Annotated in this window: 11 protein-coding genes; 3 read left to right on the forward strand and 8 right to left on the reverse strand. The window is 71.7% G+C overall.

Going from position 1 to position 17328, the window contains the following annotated elements; translation table 11 throughout:
* Positions 1-18: 18 nt before the first annotated feature.
* Both galK and galT read right to left on the reverse strand, forming a co-directional pair.
* Positions 19-1182, reverse strand: coding sequence for a galactokinase (gene galK, locus IFU40_RS04090; protein ID WP_191925462.1), 1164 nt, complete (start codon positions 1180-1182; stop codon positions 19-21).
* Complete coding sequence (gene galT / locus IFU40_RS04095) at positions 1179-2348, reverse strand: galactose-1-phosphate uridylyltransferase (protein WP_191925563.1); 1170 nt, start codon at positions 2346-2348, stop codon at positions 1179-1181. The genes galK and galT overlap by 4 nt, the downstream gene beginning before the upstream one ends.
* Positions 2349-2403: 55 nt before the next feature.
* Between galT and IFU40_RS04100 the strand changes: the two genes are divergently transcribed.
* Positions 2404-3369 carry a LacI family DNA-binding transcriptional regulator gene (locus IFU40_RS04100; protein WP_249404033.1) on the forward strand — a complete coding sequence of 322 codons (966 nt, stop codon included), beginning with the start codon at positions 2404-2406 and terminating at the stop codon, positions 3367-3369.
* A 429-nt stretch (positions 3370-3798) separates the two neighbouring features.
* Here the strand turns inward: IFU40_RS04100 and IFU40_RS04105 are convergent, their stop codons facing one another.
* From IFU40_RS04105 to IFU40_RS04130, 6 genes are all read right to left on the reverse strand, one after another.
* Complete coding sequence (locus IFU40_RS04105) at positions 3799-5439, reverse strand: ATP-binding protein (protein WP_191925463.1); 1641 nt, start codon at positions 5437-5439, stop codon at positions 3799-3801.
* Between the two features lie 124 nt (positions 5440-5563).
* Entirely contained in the window at positions 5564-7300 is a 1737-nt protein-coding gene (locus IFU40_RS04110; protein ID WP_191925464.1) for a beta-galactosidase, read from the reverse strand.
* Positions 7301-7315: 15 nt separating this feature from the next.
* Positions 7316-8836, reverse strand: coding sequence for an alpha-N-arabinofuranosidase (locus tag IFU40_RS04115; RefSeq protein ID WP_191925465.1), 1521 nt, complete (start codon positions 8834-8836; stop codon positions 7316-7318).
* A gap of 70 nt (positions 8837-8906) precedes the next feature.
* Complete coding sequence (locus tag IFU40_RS04120; RefSeq protein ID WP_191925466.1) at positions 8907-10265, reverse strand: ABC transporter substrate-binding protein; 1359 nt, start codon at positions 10263-10265, stop codon at positions 8907-8909.
* Positions 10266-10355: 90 nt separating this feature from the next.
* Positions 10356-11165, reverse strand: a complete 810-nt coding sequence (locus tag IFU40_RS04125) for a carbohydrate ABC transporter permease (RefSeq protein ID WP_055940671.1) — start codon at positions 11163-11165, stop codon at positions 10356-10358.
* A 125-nt stretch (positions 11166-11290) separates the two neighbouring features.
* Positions 11291-12214, reverse strand: coding sequence for a carbohydrate ABC transporter permease (locus IFU40_RS04130; protein WP_070409193.1), 924 nt, complete (start codon positions 12212-12214; stop codon positions 11291-11293).
* Between the two features lie 111 nt (positions 12215-12325).
* Here IFU40_RS04130 and IFU40_RS04135 point away from each other — a divergent pair, with 111 nt between their 5' ends.
* Both IFU40_RS04135 and IFU40_RS04140 read left to right on the forward strand, forming a co-directional pair.
* Complete coding sequence (locus IFU40_RS04135) at positions 12326-13369, forward strand: LacI family DNA-binding transcriptional regulator (protein WP_191925467.1); 1044 nt, start codon at positions 12326-12328, stop codon at positions 13367-13369.
* A gap of 301 nt (positions 13370-13670) precedes the next feature.
* Positions 13671-17255: a glycoside hydrolase gene (locus IFU40_RS04140; protein WP_191925468.1), complete on the forward strand. Its 3585-nt coding sequence runs from the start codon at positions 13671-13673 to the stop codon at positions 17253-17255.
* The last annotated feature ends 73 nt before the right edge of the window (positions 17256-17328 follow it).

Here is a 17328-nt window from a genome sequence, read left to right on the forward strand (position 1 = left end):
CCACCCGCGGCAGCGTCGTCACGCGTCGCGGCGCGCGCCCTCCGACGGGGTGACCGTGAAGATGTTCGGAGCGCGGAACCCGGATGCCGCGAACGCGGCGCGCACGGCCTCGGTCGCCGCCGGGAGGAGGTCGGTGGAGATCAGCGCGATCGCCGCTCCGCCGAAGCCGCCGCCGGTCATGCGGGCGCCCAGGGCGCCCGAGGCCAGCGCCGTCTCGACGGCCAGGTCGAGCTCGGGGACCGAGATCTCGAAGTCGTCGCGCATCGAGACGTGCGAGGCGGTGAGCAGGTCGCCGATGGCGGAGGGACCGTCGGCGTCGAGGGCGGCGACGGTGTCGAGCACGCGCTGGTTCTCGGTGACGATGTGCCGCACGCGGCGGAAGGTCACGTCATCCAGGATCTCTGCGGCGCGGGGCAGATCGTCGACGGTGAGGTCGCGCAGTGCCGGCACGTCGAAGGCGGCGGCGCCCTTCTCGCACGAGGCACGGCGTTCGCGGTAGCCGCCCGAGGAGTGCGCGTGCTCGACCAGCGTGTCGACGACGAGGATCGACAGCCCCGCCTCGGCGAACCCGAGCGCCACGGGGCGGGTCTCGAGCGTGCGGCAGTCGAGGAAGGTCGCGGCGTCCGCGACGCCCAGCATCGACGCCATCTGGTCCATGATCCCCGTCGGGGCGCCGACCGCGTCGTTCTCGGCCACGCGGCCGACCCGGGCGAGGGCGACCTTGTCGAGCCCGGCGCGCCACACGTCGTCGAGGGCGGAGGCCACGGCTCCCTCGATCGCGGCCGACGACGACAGTCCGGCGCCGACGGGGACCTCCGACGCCAGGGCGAGGTCGACGCCGCGGGTCACGGCATCCGGGGCCGCCCGCCGCAGCGCCCACGCGACGCCCAGCGGGTAGCCCGCCCAGTCGAGGCCGCCGCCGGCGATGCGCGCGTCGAGGTCGGCGAGCGACACCTCCACGGTGTCGTCTGAGAAGGTCGAACGCACGCGGATCAGGTCGTCGTCGCGCAGGGCCACGGCGGCGGCGGTGCGCTGGGCGATCGCGAAGGGGAAGACGAAGCCCTCGTTGTAGTCGGTGTGCTCGCCGATGAGGTTGGCGCGACCGGGGGCCGACCACACTCCCGCGAGGGGGCGATCGGTCAGCGTGGCGAGAAGGGTGCGGGCGTCGTCGACGGCGGTCATGCCGTCACCTCCGGAACGGTGTCGAGGGCGGCGCGCAGACGCTCGGCCTGCGACTCGGGGGTCACGTCGCCGATCCAGGCGCCCATGGCGGCTTCGGATCCGGCGAGGTACTTCAGCTTGTCGGCGGCGCGGCGGGGCGAGGTGATCTGCAGGTTGAGGCGTACGGCTTCGCGTCCGCGCCCGACCGGGGCCTGGTGCCACGCGGCGATGTAGGGCGTGGGGGTGTCGTACAGCGCATCGATGCCGCGCAGCAGCCGCAGGTAGAACGGGGCGAGCTCGTCGCGCTCGGCGTCGGTGGTCTCGGCCAGGTCGGCGACGTGGCGGTGCGGCAGCACGTGCACCTCGACGGGCCAGCGCGCGGCGAAGGGCACGAACGCCGTCCAGTGCTTGCCCCGCAGCACGACGCGCTCTCCCGCCGACTCGAATTCGAGGATGCGCGCGAACAGATCGTTGGAACTCCGCGAGATCGTGTCGAGCAGGCGGTGCGTGCGCGGGGTGACGTACGGGTAGGCGTAGATCTGCCCGTGCGGGTGGGCGAGGGTGACCCCGATCTCCTGCCCGCGGTTCTCGAACGGGAACACCTGGCGGATGCCGGGCAGAGCCGACAACGCCGCCGTGCGGTCGGCCCACGCTTCGATCACGGTGCGGGCGCGGGTGCGCGAGAGCGAACCGAACGAGCCCTCGTGCGCGGGACTGAAGCAGACGACCTCGCAGCGACCGACCGAGGTGCGGGTGCGACCGAGTCCGAGGTGCTCGAGGTCGTCGTCGCCGCGCGGCGGGTCGACGGCGGCGGGAACGTCGCCGAGCGCGATGTCGAGCGCGGGACCGAACGACGGGGACTTGTTCTCGAACACCGCGACGTCGTAGAGCGACGGGATCTCCGACGGGTTCGTCGGCGTCTGCGGCGACAGCGGGTCGAGGTGCGCGGGGGGCAGGAACGCGCGGTTCTGGCGGTTGGATGCCACGGTGATCCAGTCGCCGGTCAGCACGTCCTGGCGCATGGTGGCGGTGGTCGGCCGCGGGTCGAGCGTGCGGGCGTCGACCGAGCGCTCGGCGCCGAGCGCGGTGCCGGGGTCGTCGAAGTAGATGAGCTCGCGGCCGTCGGCGAGCAGCGTCGGGCGCTTGACGACTCCGGCGCCGAGACGCACCGCGGAGGGGGTGTGCATGTTCACGATAACACGCTACAGCGCGCCCATGCTATCGTCAACATCGAGGAGAATGATGCGCGTATCCATGGCCGACGTGGCCGTCCGGGCCGGGGTCTCGGCGCAGACGGTGTCGCGCGTGGCCAACGGCAGCCCCCGGGTCGATCCGGCCACCCGCGCCCGCGTCGAGAAGGCCATGGCCGACCTGGGCTACCGCATGCACCGCGCCGCCCGCGCCCTGCGCACCGGCCAGACCTCGACCATCGGCCTCGTCGTGTCGACCCTCGCCTCGGTCGGCAACTCCCGCATGCTGCAGGCGATCTCCGAGGCGGCCGCGGCCCGCGACTACGCCCTCGCCGTCGTGACGGTCAAAGAACGCGGCATCCGCGACGCCTTCGCCCGACTGCGCTCGCAGGGCGTCGACGGCGCCGTCGTGCTGAACGAGGCGACCGAGTTGGCGCGCGACGTCGAGCCCCCGGCCGACCTGCACCTCGTCGTCGTCGACTCCCCGCCCGACCCGCGTTTCTCGATCGTGCAGACCGACCACGCCGCCGGGGCCCGCGCCGCGACCGCGCATCTGCTGTCGCTCGGCCACGACACCGTGCACCATCTGGCCGGCCCGCTGCGCTCCTTCGCCGCCGCCGAGCGCGAGCGCGGGTGGCGCGCGGCCCTCGTCGAGGTCGGCGCCACCGTGCCCGAACCCGTGCGCGGCGACTGGACCTCGGCCTCGGGTCACCGCGCCGCGCGTGCGCTGGTCGAGGCCACCGCCGTCTTCGTCGCGAACGACCAGATGGCGCTCGGGGCGCTGCGGGCCTTCGCCGAGGCGGGACGGCGCGTGCCCGACGACGTCGCCGTGGTCGGTTTCGACGACATCGTGGATGCCAGCGAGTACCGCCCCCCGTTGAGCACCGTGCGCCAGGACTTCGACGCCCTCGGCGTGCGCGTCGTCGTCGCGCTGATCGCGGCGATCGAGGGCGGCGAGCCGGTGGCGGAGTCGGTGCCGACCTCGCTGGTGGTGCGCGAGAGCAGCGTCGCGGGCTGAGGCCGTCGCGCCCGTCGCGCCCCGTCTGCCGGGCAGCGCTCGTGCCGGGCCGGGCGTGGGGCGCGATCGGTGCAGCGGGGCGGTCACCGTGCGCCCCGGTGCACGGAATGCGCCCCAAACTCACGGAACCCGCCCGCCCGCGGCGCCCCGCCCGCGCGCCGCGCCTGCCGCGCTGTGGCCGGTGCCCGGCTGCGTGTGGGGCGCGATCGGTGCGGCGGGGCGGTCAATGTGCGCCCCGGTGCACGGAATGCGCCCCATAGCCGCCGCGCCCGCGCGCCCCGCCCGCTGGGCCTGCCCGCTGCGCCTGCCCGCCCGCTGGGCCTGCCCGCTGCGCCTGCCCGCCCGTCGCGCCCGCCCGCCAAGCCCTCACCCCACCGACCCGCCCGCCGCGCCTGCCGCGCCCGCCCGCCCGCCCGCCGGGCGGGGCGCTCAGGCGGCCGGTGCCGTCGCGGGCAGGTCGAGGGTGACGGTGGTGAACTCGCCGGGCACGCTGTCGATGTGCACCGTGCCGCCGTGGGCGAGGGCGATGGACCGCACGTTCGTGAGCCCGAGCCCGAACCCCTGGATCTCGCGCGAGCGTGCGAGCGGGGTGCGGTAGAAGCGGTCGAACGCACGGCGCTGCTCGGCGCGCCCGATGCCGGGCCCGGTGTTGGTCACGGCGATGCGCACCCGTCCCTCGCAGACCCCGTGGGCGACGGTGATGGGGCGGGAGGGGATGCCGAACTTCACGGCGTTCGTGAGCAGCTCGCGAATGGCGACCACGAGCTGGGCGCGGTCGGCGTGGGCGTGCGAGGGGCCCGTCGAGGTCGTCTCGATCGTGTGCGCGTGCGTCTCGGCGAGCGAGGCGACACCGCGCACCGCCGCGGCCACGACATCGACCAGGTCGACGGAGGCGGGACGCAGGGTCTTCTCGCTCTCGCCCGCGGCGAACAGCTCGCCGACCCGCTGCGTCAGGTCGGCGGTGCGTCGCGTCGCGACGTCGACGTAGCGGCGCAGGGTGACCTGCTCGGGGTCGATCGCCTCATCGATGAGGTCGAGGAACCCGGTGATGCTCGTGAGCGGGGTGCGCAGCTCGTGCGAGACGGTGTGCAGGAACTCTTCGCGCACCTCGATCGCCTCGGCGAGCTCGGTGACGTCGTGGATCACGACGACCGTTCCGAGGATGCGCCCGTCGGGTCGCCGCAGACGGCTCGACGACACGAGCACGGCGGCCTGCGTCCCGGCCGCTCCCCACCACTGCAGCTCGTCGACGACGGTCTCGCCCGACAGGGCGCGGGGGAGGACCTGCGCCCGAGGGGGGATCGGCGTCGCGCGATCGGCGGCGAGCACGTGGGGTCCCGCGAACGGGCGGGTGTCGAGGTCGAACCCGCCCAGCTCGGCGAAGCGGTGCGCGCGGGTATTGGCGACCTCGAGCTGATCGGTCGGTCCGTAGAACGCCACCCCCGCGCTGACGGTGTCGACTATGGCGCTGGCGACCGTCTCGGCATCCCGTGCCTCTTCGAGGGCGGCGGCCTGTGCGCGGTACGAATCGGCGAGGCGCCGGGAGTTGCGGCGGAGGTGCCGCGCGGCCACGAACACGATCACCGCGACGCCGACGATGAAGGTCGGCAGGGTCACGACGGTGGCCCATTCGACCGCGTTCGAGGGCCACGCCCCCACGTAGGCGAAGCGGAACGAGGTGATGAACCCGGCGCCGAACACGGCGACCGCCATGCCGTACCAGGGGAAGCCGTACGCGAGCCACAGCACGGGGAAGATCGCGAGGATCGTGACGCTGGGAAAGAGCGCGAGCAACTCGGCGCGCAGCAGAGCGACGGCGAGCAGGTCGAGACCCGCGACCGCCATCATCCACGCCAGGGGGAGGCGCTCCCACGGCACGACGAGCGCCGCCAGGGTCGCGACGAGGGTGACGGCGAGGCCGGCGACGACGACCCCGGTGGTGGCGATCGAGGGGACCGCGAGACCGGCGACGCCGACGAGGAACGCCACCCCGAGCGTGAAGGGGAGCTGAGCCCGGAGGAAGACGCGGAACCGCCCCCGCGGGCTGACTTCCATCTCGAACAGCGGCACCGTCGTTTCCCCACTTCCGCTCGACGAGAGAGGCCTTCTCTGACCGTACTTCACCGGGAGCGCGGGGAAGTGGACCTGTCGTGTCGACCGGTCCGTCGCGTCGCGCGGACGTCGGCCGCGCGGCCTACTCCTCGCGCGGCCCGAGCGACGGTGCCGCCACGAACCGTGCCACGGACTCGAGCACCTGCTCGAGCTCGAGCACGACGACCTCGTTCGCACCGGCGCGGGTGACCGGGGCGGGCACGTACATCGTGTTCTGCGGAACGGTGCGCCAGTACCGGCCGAGGAAGAACCCGTTGACGAAGGCATAGCCCTTGCCCCAGGCCGCGGTGTCGAGGAAGAGGTCGGCCGGGGCGTCGAGCGCGAAGGACCCGCGCAGGGCCGCGCGGCCCACGACGCCCGAGTCCGATCCCGAGCGAGCGGCCGCGATGGCCGTCACGTCGATCGGGGTCGAGGTCCACCCGGTGAGCGGCTGCCCGTCGATCGTCACGTCGCCGATGAGCCCCTTCGCCTCGCCGAGACGATCGGCGTAGTTCACGCGCCCCTGGTCTTCGACGAGCACCGTGAGGTGCGCGCCCGCGGGGATCGCGAGGGCGCGCTCGTGCAACGACCGCGACAGTCGCCCGACCGGCACGCCGTCGACCTCGACCCACGCGAGGTCGCGCACCTCGCCGAAGACGAGGACCCCCGCCGCGTCGTCGAACGCGGGCAGGTCGACGTCGTAGCGCACGAGCGCGCCGAGGTGGCCGAGCTGCTCGAAGCTGGCGGGGGCGTCGGTGATCGCGGCCTCGCCGGCCTCCGGCATCCACTCGCCCTCGCCGGTCAGGGCGACCTCGAGCGCGGGGGCCGACGGACGCTCGGCGGGCACCTCGGCCTCGACGGGGGCGTACCGGGCGATGACCTCGCGGAAGGCATGGAACTTCGCCGTCGGGTGGCCCGACTCGTCGATCGGCGCGTCGTAGTCGTATGAGGTGACGATGGGGTCGAAGCGGCCCTTGTCGTTCGCGCCGTTGGTGGTGCCGAAGTTCGTCCCGCCGTGCACCATGTAGATGTTCACCGAGGCGCCGGCCGCCAGCAGCACGTCGAGATCGTGGGCGGATGCCGCGGGGTCGGTCGTGTGGTGGATGCTGCCCCACCAGTCGAACCACCCGTCCCAGAACTCGCTGCACATGAGCGGGCCGGTGGGCTGGTGTTCGCGCAGCGTCGTCAGGCGCTCCTCGGAGCGCGAGCCGAACGAGCCGGTGAGGTGCAGCTCGGGCAGGCTCCCGGCCTCGAGCATCCAGGGCATCGGCTGGTCGACGGTGGTCAGCGGCACGGTGATGCCGGCGTCCTTCGTCACCCGCACGAGCTCGCGCAGGTACTCCTTGTCGGAGCCGTACGCGCCGTACTCGTTCTCGATCTGCACGAGCACCACGTTGCCGCCGCGGTCGATCTGGCGGGGGGCGACGATCTCGTACACGCGGCGCAGGTACTCCGTCACCGCCGCGACGAACTGCGGTTCGGAGCGACGGATGCCGATCCCCGGCGTCGAGGTGAGCCACACCGGCAGCCCCCCGTTGTGCCACTCGGCGCAGATGTAGGGCCCGGGGCGCACGATGGCGTGCAGGCCCGCGTCGGCGATGAGGTCGAGGAAGCGTCCGAGGTCGTTGGCCCCGGTGGCATCCCACTCCCCCTGCACGGGCTCGTGGGCGTTCCACGCCACGTAGGTCTCGATGGTGTTCAGGCCCATGGCCTTGGCCGTGCGGATGCGATCCGCCCAGTGCTCGGGGTGGATGCGGAAGTAGTGCAGCGTCCCCGAGATGACCTGGTGCGGTCGCCCGTCGAGCAGGAAGTCGGTCTCGCCGATGGTGAAGGTCGTCACGGTGTCTTTCGGGTGTCAGTCGACCAGCCGCGCGCGGATGCGCGCCCAGGCCAGGGCGGGGAGGGTCAGGCGCAGGATGCCGTTGTCGCCGACGCTCACGGGGAGCTCGGCGGGGGCGACGGGTTCGGCGTCGGCGGAGTTGGTGGTGTGGCGGTCGCCGCCCGCGGGGATCGTGACGACGACCGCCTCGACGTCGGCGATGGCGCCCAGCTCGAGCGCGACCTCGGTGGGGGCGTCGAGGTCGCGGTGGGCGAGGAACACCGACACGTGGTCGCCGTCGATCGTGGCGACCGCGTCGACGGCGTCGACGGTGCCGTGGCGGGCGGTGTCGATCGTGGCGCCCTCGACGAGGGGGACCACGACCCGGCCCGATGCCGCTTCGGCGGTGAGCTTGAAGGGGTGGAACGTGCTCTGGCGCCAGGCGGCTCCGCCGTCGGGCTCGGTGCGGATGGGGCCGATGACGTTGACCAGCTGCGCGAGGTTGGCCATCGACACGCGCTCCGACCGGCGGATGAGGGTGATCAGCAACGACCCCACGACGACGGCATCGGTCACGGTGTAGTCGTCCTCGATCAGGCGGGGGGCGATCGGCCAGTCGCCGGTGAACACGCGCGGCTTGTCGACCTCGTTCCACCGGGTCTGGTTCCACACGTTCCATTCGTCGACGCTGATGCCGACGGTGCCCCCGTCGGGGGTCGTGGCACCGACCTCGTCGATGATGTCGGCGACGTCGCCGATGTAGCGGTCGAGAGCGGCGCCGCTGGCGAGGAAGCTCGCCGGGTCGGCCGGGTCTTCCTCGTAGTACGCGTGCACCGAGATGTGGTCGATGAGACCGGCGGTGTGGGTGAGCACGCCGCGCTCCCAGGCGCCGAACGTGGGCATCTCGTGGTTGGAGCTGCCGGCGGCCACCAGCTCGACGGTGGGGTCGATGAAGCGCATCATGCGGGCGGTCTCGGCGGCGAGGCGGCCGTACTCGTCGGCGGTCTTGTGGCCGATCTGCCAGGGGCCGTCCATCTCGTTGCCGAGGCACCACAGCCGGATGCCGAAGGGCTCGTCGCGGCCGTTCGCGCGGCGTCGTTCGCTGAGCGCGGTGCCGGCGGGGTGATTGGCGTATTCGAGCAGGTCGGCGGCCTCGGCCACTCCCCGCGTGCCCAGGTTCACCGCCTCCATCAGCTCGACGCCGGCCGCGTCGGCCCAGGTGGCGAATTCGTGCAGACCGACCTGGTTGGTCTCGGTGCTGTGCCACGCGGCATCCAGGCGCACCGGTCGGTCGGTGCGGGGGCCGACGCCGTCTTCCCACCGGTAGCCCGACACGAAGTTGCCGCCGGGGTAGCGCACGACGGTGGCACCGAGCTCGCGTACCAGCTCGAGCACGTCGGCGCGGAAGCCGTCGGCGTCGGCGCTCGGGTGCTCCGGCGAATGGATGCCGTCGTACACGCAGCGACCCATGTGCTCGACGAACGAGCCGAACAGGCGGCGGGGGACGACGGCTCCGACGGCGGTGCGGTCCACGACGATGCGGGTGGGGGTGCTCATGGGTTCTCCAGGCGGGGGAACGGGTGGGGCGGGCCGCATGCGAACGATGCGACCCGCCCCCGGGAATTGCTTACTTGTTGACCGAGAAGCCCTGGTCGTTGCCGTACTGCACGAGCTGGTCCTGCCAGGCGGTGAGGCCGGCGTTCAGGTCGCTCTTGTTGGCGTAGGCCTGACCCACGGTGTCGCCGTAGATGCTGTTGGCGTACACCTGGAACGGCAGGTAGCTCCAGCCCTCGCGCACCTCGCTCGAGGCCTGCGTGAGCACCTGGTTGATCTGCTGCCCACCGAAGTACTCCGACTCCTTGTCGACGAAGGCGGGGTCGCTCAGCTGCGCGGTGGTCGAGGGGAATCCGCCCGACTCGGCGAAGATCTGCAGGCTCTCCTCGTCGTTGTTCAGCCACTTGAGGAAGCCGGCTGCCAGAGCGGGGTTCTTGCTCTGCTTCGTGACGGCCTGGCCGCCACCGCCGTTCTCCGACGTCACGGCCGTGCCGTCGTAGGTCGGGATCGGGGCCACGGCCCACTTGCCCGCGCCGTCGGCGACCGAGGACTCCAGCACACCCGGCATCCAGGCGCCGATCACGAGCGAGGCGATCGAGCCGTCACCGAGGCCCTTGAACCACTCGTCGCTCCAGCTGGGGGTGTCCGAGATGAGGCCGCCCTCGATGAGGCGGTTCCAGTTGTCGGCGAACTTCTTCGAGCCATCGTCCTGCAGGTCGATCGCGACGTCGGTGCCGGCGTCGCCGGAGGTCGTGAAGGGCGTGCCCCCGGCCTGCCAGATCATGCTCGTGGTGAAGCCCGAGTCGCCCGTGTCGGCGGTGATGAACTTGGTGGGGTCGGCGGCGTTCAGCTTCTGCGCTGCGGCGTAGTACTCGTCCCAGGTGGTGGGCACGGCGATGCCGAACTGATCGAAGACCTCTTTGTTGTAGAACAGGGCCATGGGGCCCGAGTCCTGCGGGAGGCCGTAGATCTTGCCGTCGAAGTCGACGGAGCCCCAGGTACCGGTGCTGTAGTCGTCCTTCAGGTCGGCGAAGCCGTACGACGACAGGTCGACGAGCGAGTCCGAGAGCGCGAACTGGGGGAAGGCGTAGTACTCGATCTGCACGACGTCGGGGGCGCCCGAGCCGGCCTTGATCGCGTTCTGGAGCTTGGTGTACTCCTCGGTGTTGGTGCCCGCGTTGACGTAGTTCACCTTCACGTTGGGGTACTTGGCCTCGAAGGCGGCGACCTGCGCCTCGGCCGAGGGGGTCCACGACCAGTACGTGAGCTCGCCGCCGGCCTCGAGGGCCTTCTCAATGTCGTCGGCGGTGCCGGCGGCGGCGCCGCCACCGGCGTTGCCACCCGAGCAGGCGGTGAGCGCGCCCACCGTCAGGGCGGTGGCGGCGACGGCGAAGACGGCCCGCCGGGCGGTGCCAGAACGCATGAATGTCATCGGATTCCTCTACTTCGTTGTTGTGGATGTGGTGCGGGTGCAGACGCGGTGCCCCGAGAGGGGCGCTCGCGTTCAGGGGGAGTCAGGGGGTCATTGCTTGACGCTGCCGGCGCTCAGGCCCGACTGCCAGAAGCGCTGCAGCAGCAGGAAGGCGGCCACGATCGGGATGATCGACAGCAGCGCTCCGGTGATCACGAGGTTGTAGATGGGCTGCGCGCCGACGCCGGTGGCCTGCGCGTTCCACTGGTTCAAGCCCACCGTGAGCGGGTACCACTGCGGGTCGCTCAGCATGATCAGGGGCAGGAAGTAGTTGTTCCACGTCGCCACCACCGCGAACAGCAGCACCGTGACGATGCCGGGGGTGAGCAGACGGATCGAGATCGTGAAGAACGTGCGGAACTCGCCCGCGCCGTCCATGCGGGCGGCCTCGAGCAGCTCGGTGGGGATGGCGTCGGTCGCGTAGACCCAGATGAGGTACAGGCCGAACGGGCTGATGAGCGAGGGGATGATGATCGCCCACGGGGTGTTCGTGATGCCCAGCTGGCTGAACAGCAGGAAGGTGGGCACCGCCAACGCCGTGCCGGGCACCGCGATCGCGCCGAGCACGACGGCGAACACGGCCTTGCGTCCGCGGAAGTTGTACTTCGCCAGGCCGTAGCCGGCGAGCGTGGCCAGCAGCGTCGCCCCACCGGCGCCGACCGCGACGTAGAGCAGCGTGTTGCCGAGCCACCGCAGGAAGATGCCGTCGCGGTAGGTGAGGGTCTGCGCGATGTTGTCGAAGAGCGCGAAGCTGTTACCGGGGCCGAGCCCGAAGGTCGTGAACAGATCGGGCTGGGTCTTGGTGGCGTTGATGACCAGCCACGCCAGCGGCACGAGCGTGTACAGCAAGTACAGGCCCATGACGATGCCCAGCACGATCGACTTCTTGCCCTGGGTGGGCGAGGTGCGGGCGAAGCGGCGGCGGGTGCCGCCGGCACGCGGGGTGGTCACCGAGACGGTGTCGGTGCGGGGTGCGGTCGCGGTGGTCATCGCGCCTCCTGACGTGAGCCGCGCAGCTGCACGACGTAGGCGATGACGGCGGTGATGACGCCCATGATGATGGCGATCGTGGCCGCGTAGTTGTACTGCTGGCCGGCGAACGAGAGGTTGTAGGCGTACATGTTCGGCGTGAAGAACGTCGAGATCGTGTTCGGGGCCAGCGGCTTGAGGATGTTCGGCTCGTTGAAGAGCTGGAAGCTGCCGATGATCGAGAAGATCGTGGCGATGACCACGGCACCGCGGACCGCCGGGATCTTGATCGAGAAGATCGTGCGCCAGGCGCCCGCGCCGTCGATCGAGGCCGCCTCGTACAGCTCGCCCGGAATGGTCTTGAGTGACGAGTAGAAGATGAGCATGTTGTAGCCCACGAACTGCCAGGTCACGATGTTGCCGATCGACAGCAGCATCCATTCGGGGAGGAACGGCTGGACCACGTTCCCGCCGAGCAGATCGTTGAGGTTGCGGGTCAGGCCGAACTGGTCGCCGTAGATGTATCCCCACATGAGCACGGCCACGACGGCGGGCACCGCGTAGGGCAGGAAGATCACCATGCGGTAGAAGCCGGCGGCGTGCAGGCGCGCACTGTCGATCGCGAGGGCGGCGGCCAGGGCCAGCAGGAGCATGATCGGCACCTGCACGACGAGGAAGATCGAGACCCGGCCCAGACCGTCCCAGAACTTCTCGTCTCCGAAGGCGGTGACGTAGTTCTCGAAGCCGACGAACGCGTTGCCGCCGACCAGCTGGTCGCGGAACAGGCTGAGGTAGATCGAGTACGCCAGGGGCGCGAGGAACACGAGCGCGAACACCACGGCGAAGGGGGCGACGAACAGCCAGCCGCGGTCGTCGATTCGGGTGCGCCGTTTGCGCCGCGGGGTGCGCAGCGCGGGCGGGGGTGCCGCGGTGGTCGTCATCGTCCAGTGCCTCTTCGTTGATGCGCATTCGGGCCGGGCGGTCGGAATGTTGACGTAAACATAACTCGACCCCCGCTAAGGTGTCAACGTCAACATCCCGAGGGGGCAGGCATGAGCGAGACGACGACGGCGTCGACCGCCACACCGGCGCGAGAGCGCCGGCGCGAGGTGTCGATGGCCGATGTGGCCGCCGCCGCCGGGGTGTCGGGCCAGACGGTGTCGCGCGTGGCCAACGGCCGCACCAACGTCGATCCCGACACGCGTCAGCGCGTCCTCGACGCCATGGCGTCGCTCGGCTACCGCCCCAACAGTGCGGCGCGAGCGCTGCGATCGGGCCGGTTCCGCAGCATCGGCGTGATCATGTTCTCGCTGAGCTCGTACGGCAACACGCGCACGCTCGATGCGCTCGCGTCGATGGCCGCGGCATCCGGGTACTCCATCACCCTCATCACCGTGCACTCGGCCTCGCAGTCCGACGTGTCGGGGGCGTTCTCGCGTCTGCGCGAACACGCCGTCGACGGCGTGGTGATCCTGATCGAGACCCACCGCCTCGGCGAGAACGAGTTGTCGCTGCCCACCGGGCTGCCCGTGGTGGTGGTCGACTCGAGCGCCGACTACCCGTACGCGGTCGTCGACAACGACCAGGCGCAGGGCGCCCGTCTGGCCACCGAGCACCTGCTCGACCTCGGTCACGCGACCGTCTGGCACGTCTCGGGGCCGCCGGAGTCCTTCGCCGCCGAGCGACGTCGTCACGCGTGGCACGCCGCCCTCGAGGACCGCGGATGCCGTGTGCCCGCGGTGCAGATCGGTGACTGGACCGCCGACTCGGGGCATCGCATCGGCGCCGCCCTCGCGCACGACACCGCCGTCACGGCGGTGTTCGCCGCGAACGATCAGATGGCGCTCGGCGTGATCCGCGCCCTGCACGAGGCCGGCCGCGACGTGCCGGGCGACGTCAGTGTCGTCGGCTTCGACGACATGCCCGAGGCGGCCAACTTCTGGCCTCCGCTCACCACCGTGCGCCAGCGCTTCGAGCGCGTCGGCGAAGAGGCGATGAGCGCGTTGATCGCCGATATCGAGGGCACCGGGGGAGAGCACGCCCGCACGCTCGTGCCGACGTCGCTCGTGGTGCGCGCGAGCTCGGGTCCGCGTTAGGGCTCGCTCCCCCCTGCCCCGCTTCGGGCTGCGTGCGGACCGCCCCCGCCGGTTGAACGGACCCCGTCCCACTCTGTGCGGACCGTGTCCCGATTCTGGCTGTCTGAGGCGGCTCTCGGCGGCCAAAAGTGGGACGAGGTTCGCCTCGCGGGCCGCAGCGCCAGGGGCGGCGGTGTCTGGAATAGCCGCATCGACCGTTGCGACCGACGGGGAAGCTCGCCTAGGCTCGGTGTTGACGTCAACATGTTGACGTCAACATCCCCCCACAGGCCGCATCGGAGCGGCCGGAACGGAACCGACGATGACGTCTCGTGTCCTGTCCTTCACGTGCGCCGCGGCCTTGGTCGCCGGCGCCCTGACCGTCGGGTCGGCCGCCGCGCCGCCCCCCGCGCGCGCGGCCGACGACCCCGCGGCCGTGCGCATCACCCCGAATCCCGCGTCGGCCACCGAGGCCTTCGAGGGCTGGGGAACCAGCCTGGTGTGGTTCGCCAACGCCACCGGCAACTACCCCGCCGACGTGCGGCAGAAGCTGTTCGACGCCGTCTTCGGCGACGAGGGGCTGAACCTCAACATCGCCCGCTACAACGTCGGCGGTGGCAACGCCTCCGACGTGCCGCCCTACCTGCGCCCGGGCGGTGCGGTGCCCGGCTTCTGGAACCCCGAGCTGCCCGCGACCGACGCCGAGGGCGAGATCACCTCGACCTACGCTGACCGCGACCGCTACCGCGAGGCGTGGAACCCCGACGACCCGACCCACTACGACTTCTCGGCCGACTCGGCCCAGCGCTGGTGGCTCGACGCCCTGAAGGACAAGGTCACCCACTGGGAGGCCTTCAGCAACTCGCCTCCGTACTTCCTCACCGACAGCGGCTTCGTCTCGGGCGGGATCAACGACGCCACGAGCGAGCAGCTCGCCCCCGCCGACATGGACGCCTTCGCCGGGTACATGGTGAGCGTCGTCGACGAGCTCGAGAGAGCCCACGGCATCCGTTTCGACACCATCGACCCCTTCAACGAGCCGAACACGAACTACTGGCAGACGCAGATCCCCGAGGGCGCGACCTGGCCCACGGGCGGTCGCCAGGAGGGCGCGCACATCGGCCCCGAGCGTCAGGACGAGATGATCGGCGCGCTCGCCGAGCGCCTCGCCGCCGGATCGACCACCACGGATGCCGTGATCTCGGCGATGGACGAGACCAACCCGGGCATCTTCGCCACGAACTGGAACACCTGGTCCGAGGCGTCGAAGGATGCCGTCGACCAGCTGAACGTGCACACCTACGGCACGGGCGGGCGCCCCGTCGTCCGCGACATCGCCAAGGCGTCCGACAAGCCGCTGTGGATGAGCGAGGTCGAGGGCAACTGGACCGACACCGGCCGCGGCTTCGTCACCGACGACATCGAGAACGGACTCGGCATGGCCTCGCACATCGTGGGCGACTTGCGCGAGCTCGAACCCGAGGCGTGGGTGTTCTGGCAGCCGGTCGAAGACCTCTACAACATGGAGAAGGTCGAGAAGCTCAACTGGGGCAGCGTCTTCATCGACTTCGACTGCAACGCCGAGGGTCTCTCGGAGCGCCGCATCGCCGACGGCGACGCCGACCCGAGCTGCCAGGTGCTCACGAACGAGAAGTTCAACACCGTGCGCAACTTCACGCACTACATCCAGCCCGGCGATCGGCTCATGGCCACCGACGACACGAACTCGACCGCGGCCATCGACGCCGACGGACAGGGCGCGTCGATCGTCCACGTCAACGCCGACGACACCGAGCAGGTCGTCGAACTCGACCTCCGCGGCTTCGGCGAGATCGCCGCGGGCGCGACGGTCACCCCGGTCGTCACGACCCAGTCGACCGCTGACGAGCCCACCGTCAACGCGCTCCGCGCCGGCGACGCCGTGACCGTGGACGCGGCATCCGGGATCGCGACCCTCACCGTGCCGGCGAAGTCGGTCGTCACGTTCGAGGTCGACGGCGTCTCGGGTGTGGCCGCGGACGCTCCGGCGTTCCGCGACCAGGACCGCGTGCAGCTCGTCGGCGTGCAGAGCGGGCTCGCCCTGCAGGGCGGATCGGCCGTCACGATCGACGAGGATGCCGCGACCCCCGAGGCCGCGAGGGCGCAGGGGTGGACCGTGCGCACCGTCGACGGCGCCGGGACGAACCGCCACCGCTTCACCCTCGAGAACGGCGACGGGCTGTTCCTCGGTTCGCGCGACGGGGCGACCGCCCTCGTCGACACCGACCCCGCCACCGCGGCGGCCGACCCGGCGACGCAGTGGATGGGCTCGACCCTCGACGGCTCGACGTACTCGGTGCTCAACGTCGCGGCCGAGCGCGTGCTCGACGTGGGCGGCGAGAGCCGCGAGCCGGGCGCCGGCGTGGGGCTGTGGACCTCGAACGGCGCGGGCAACCAGACATGGCGTCTCGTGAGCACCACCGCCGTCGCGAGCGACCCGGTCTCGGTGGCGACCCCGGTGGGCACGGCTCCCGTCCTGCCCGAGACCGTCACGGTCCGCTACGCCGGGGGAGTGGGGCGAACGGCCGCCGTCACCTGGAACACCGACGGGCTCGATTTCGGGTCCGCCGGCACCGTGACGGTGCCCGGAACGGCCACCGAGGTGTTCGGTGCCACCGTCGAGGCCCGCGCCGAGGTCGAGGTGGGGGCGTTCACCGCCACCCGGCCCCGCTCGGTGACGGTCGTCGCGGGCAGCGCCCCGGCCGCCGTGCAGGCGCAGGCCGACGACACGGTGCTCGCCGAGATCCGCCCCTCGGGCGAGGGATACCCGGTTCCGGTCGAATGGGCCTGGGGCGACCTCGACGACGACGCCTTCGCCGAGCCCGGCACGGTGGACGTCGCCGGTGCGACCGACGACGGGCTCGACGCCCGTCTGACGGTCATCGTCACGACCGCCGTCGACCGCAACGTCGCACCCGACAGCACCCCCTCGGCCACCTACACCGAGACCGGCTACGGGGTCGAGCGCACCATCAACGGCGACCCGTCCGACAAGGGCTGGTCGAACTGGCGATCGGATGCCAAGAACCCCCGCGACACGCTCGGCTACGCGCTCGCCGCCGACGAGACCCTGCGCGGGGTCACCGTGCAGTTCTATCGGGACGGCGGCCCGAGTTGGGCCGACACCGTGCGCGTCGACCACCGCATCGACGGCGGCGCATGGGTCGAGGGCGAGCCGGTCGCCGTGCCGGTGCCCGAGGCCGGTGCTCCGAGGGTCGAGGTGCCCGTCGAGGGTGCCCGCGCCGATGAGGTGCGGGTCGTGCTCGAGGCACGCGAGAACGAGCACATGATCGTGTCGGAGGTCGAGATCCTCGCCGACGCCCCCGCGCCCGCCGGCCTCGCCGACCTGGCGCGCCTGACGGTGGGCGACGAGCCGGTGCCCGGCTTCGACCCCGCGGTCACGGAGTACTCCTCGACGGTCGAGGGCGACGCGCTGCCGTCGCTGTTCGCGCTCGCCGTCGACGAGGACGCGGTCGTCGAGATCACGCAGCCCCGGGATGCCGCGGGCGTCGGCACCGTGCGGGTCACCGCCCCCGACGGCACGGTGCGCACCACCACGGTCACCGTGACCCTGGCCGAGCCGGGCACCCCCGGTGAGCCGGGGACGCCGGGTGAGCCGGGTACGCCCGGGGATCCCGGCGCTCCGGGTCAGCCGAGCGCTCCGGGTCAGCCGAGCGCTCCGGGTCAGCCGAGCGCTCCCGGTCAGCCGGGCGGCGGCGACGCGGGTCAGGGGCAGAACCCCGACGGCGGGGATCTGGCATCCACGGGTCAGGACACCGCGGGGATGACGGCCCTGTCCGCCGCAGCGCTGCTGCTGCTCGCCCTCGGCGCGGGCGTGCGGATGGCCCGCCGCCGGTCCCGGGCCTGAGGCCGGGCGCGTGAGGCGCCGGGAATCGTCGCTTCCGGAGTGTTCCGGGCGACGATTTCCGGCACCTCACGCG

It is taken from the genome of Microbacterium sp. CFBP 13617, from assembly GCF_014839445.1.
Taxonomy (GTDB): Bacteria; Actinomycetota; Actinomycetes; order Actinomycetales; family Microbacteriaceae; genus Microbacterium.

Coding starts and splice junctions, on each gene's coding strand:
- IFU40_RS04130 (WP_070409193.1), bottom strand. CDS start 12,214: ATGACGACCACCGCGGCACCCCCGCCCGCGCTGCGCACCCCGCGGCGC.
- IFU40_RS04115 (WP_191925465.1), bottom strand. CDS start 8,836: ATGAGCACCCCCACCCGCATCGTCGTGGACCGCACCGCCGTCGGAGCC.
- IFU40_RS04125 (WP_055940671.1), bottom strand. CDS start 11,165: ATGGGCCTGTACTTGCTGTACACGCTCGTGCCGCTGGCGTGGCTGGTC.
- galT (WP_191925563.1), bottom strand. CDS start 2,348: ATGCACACCCCCTCCGCGGTGCGTCTCGGCGCCGGAGTCGTCAAGCGC.
- galK (WP_191925462.1), bottom strand. CDS start 1,182: ATGACCGCCGTCGACGACGCCCGCACCCTTCTCGCCACGCTGACCGAT.
- IFU40_RS04140 (WP_191925468.1), top strand. CDS start 13,671: ATGACGTCTCGTGTCCTGTCCTTCACGTGCGCCGCGGCCTTGGTCGCC.
- IFU40_RS04100 (WP_249404033.1), top strand. CDS start 2,404: ATGCGCGTATCCATGGCCGACGTGGCCGTCCGGGCCGGGGTCTCGGCG.
- IFU40_RS04120 (WP_191925466.1), bottom strand. CDS start 10,265: ATGACATTCATGCGTTCTGGCACCGCCCGGCGGGCCGTCTTCGCCGTC.
- IFU40_RS04135 (WP_191925467.1), top strand. CDS start 12,326: ATGAGCGAGACGACGACGGCGTCGACCGCCACACCGGCGCGAGAGCGC.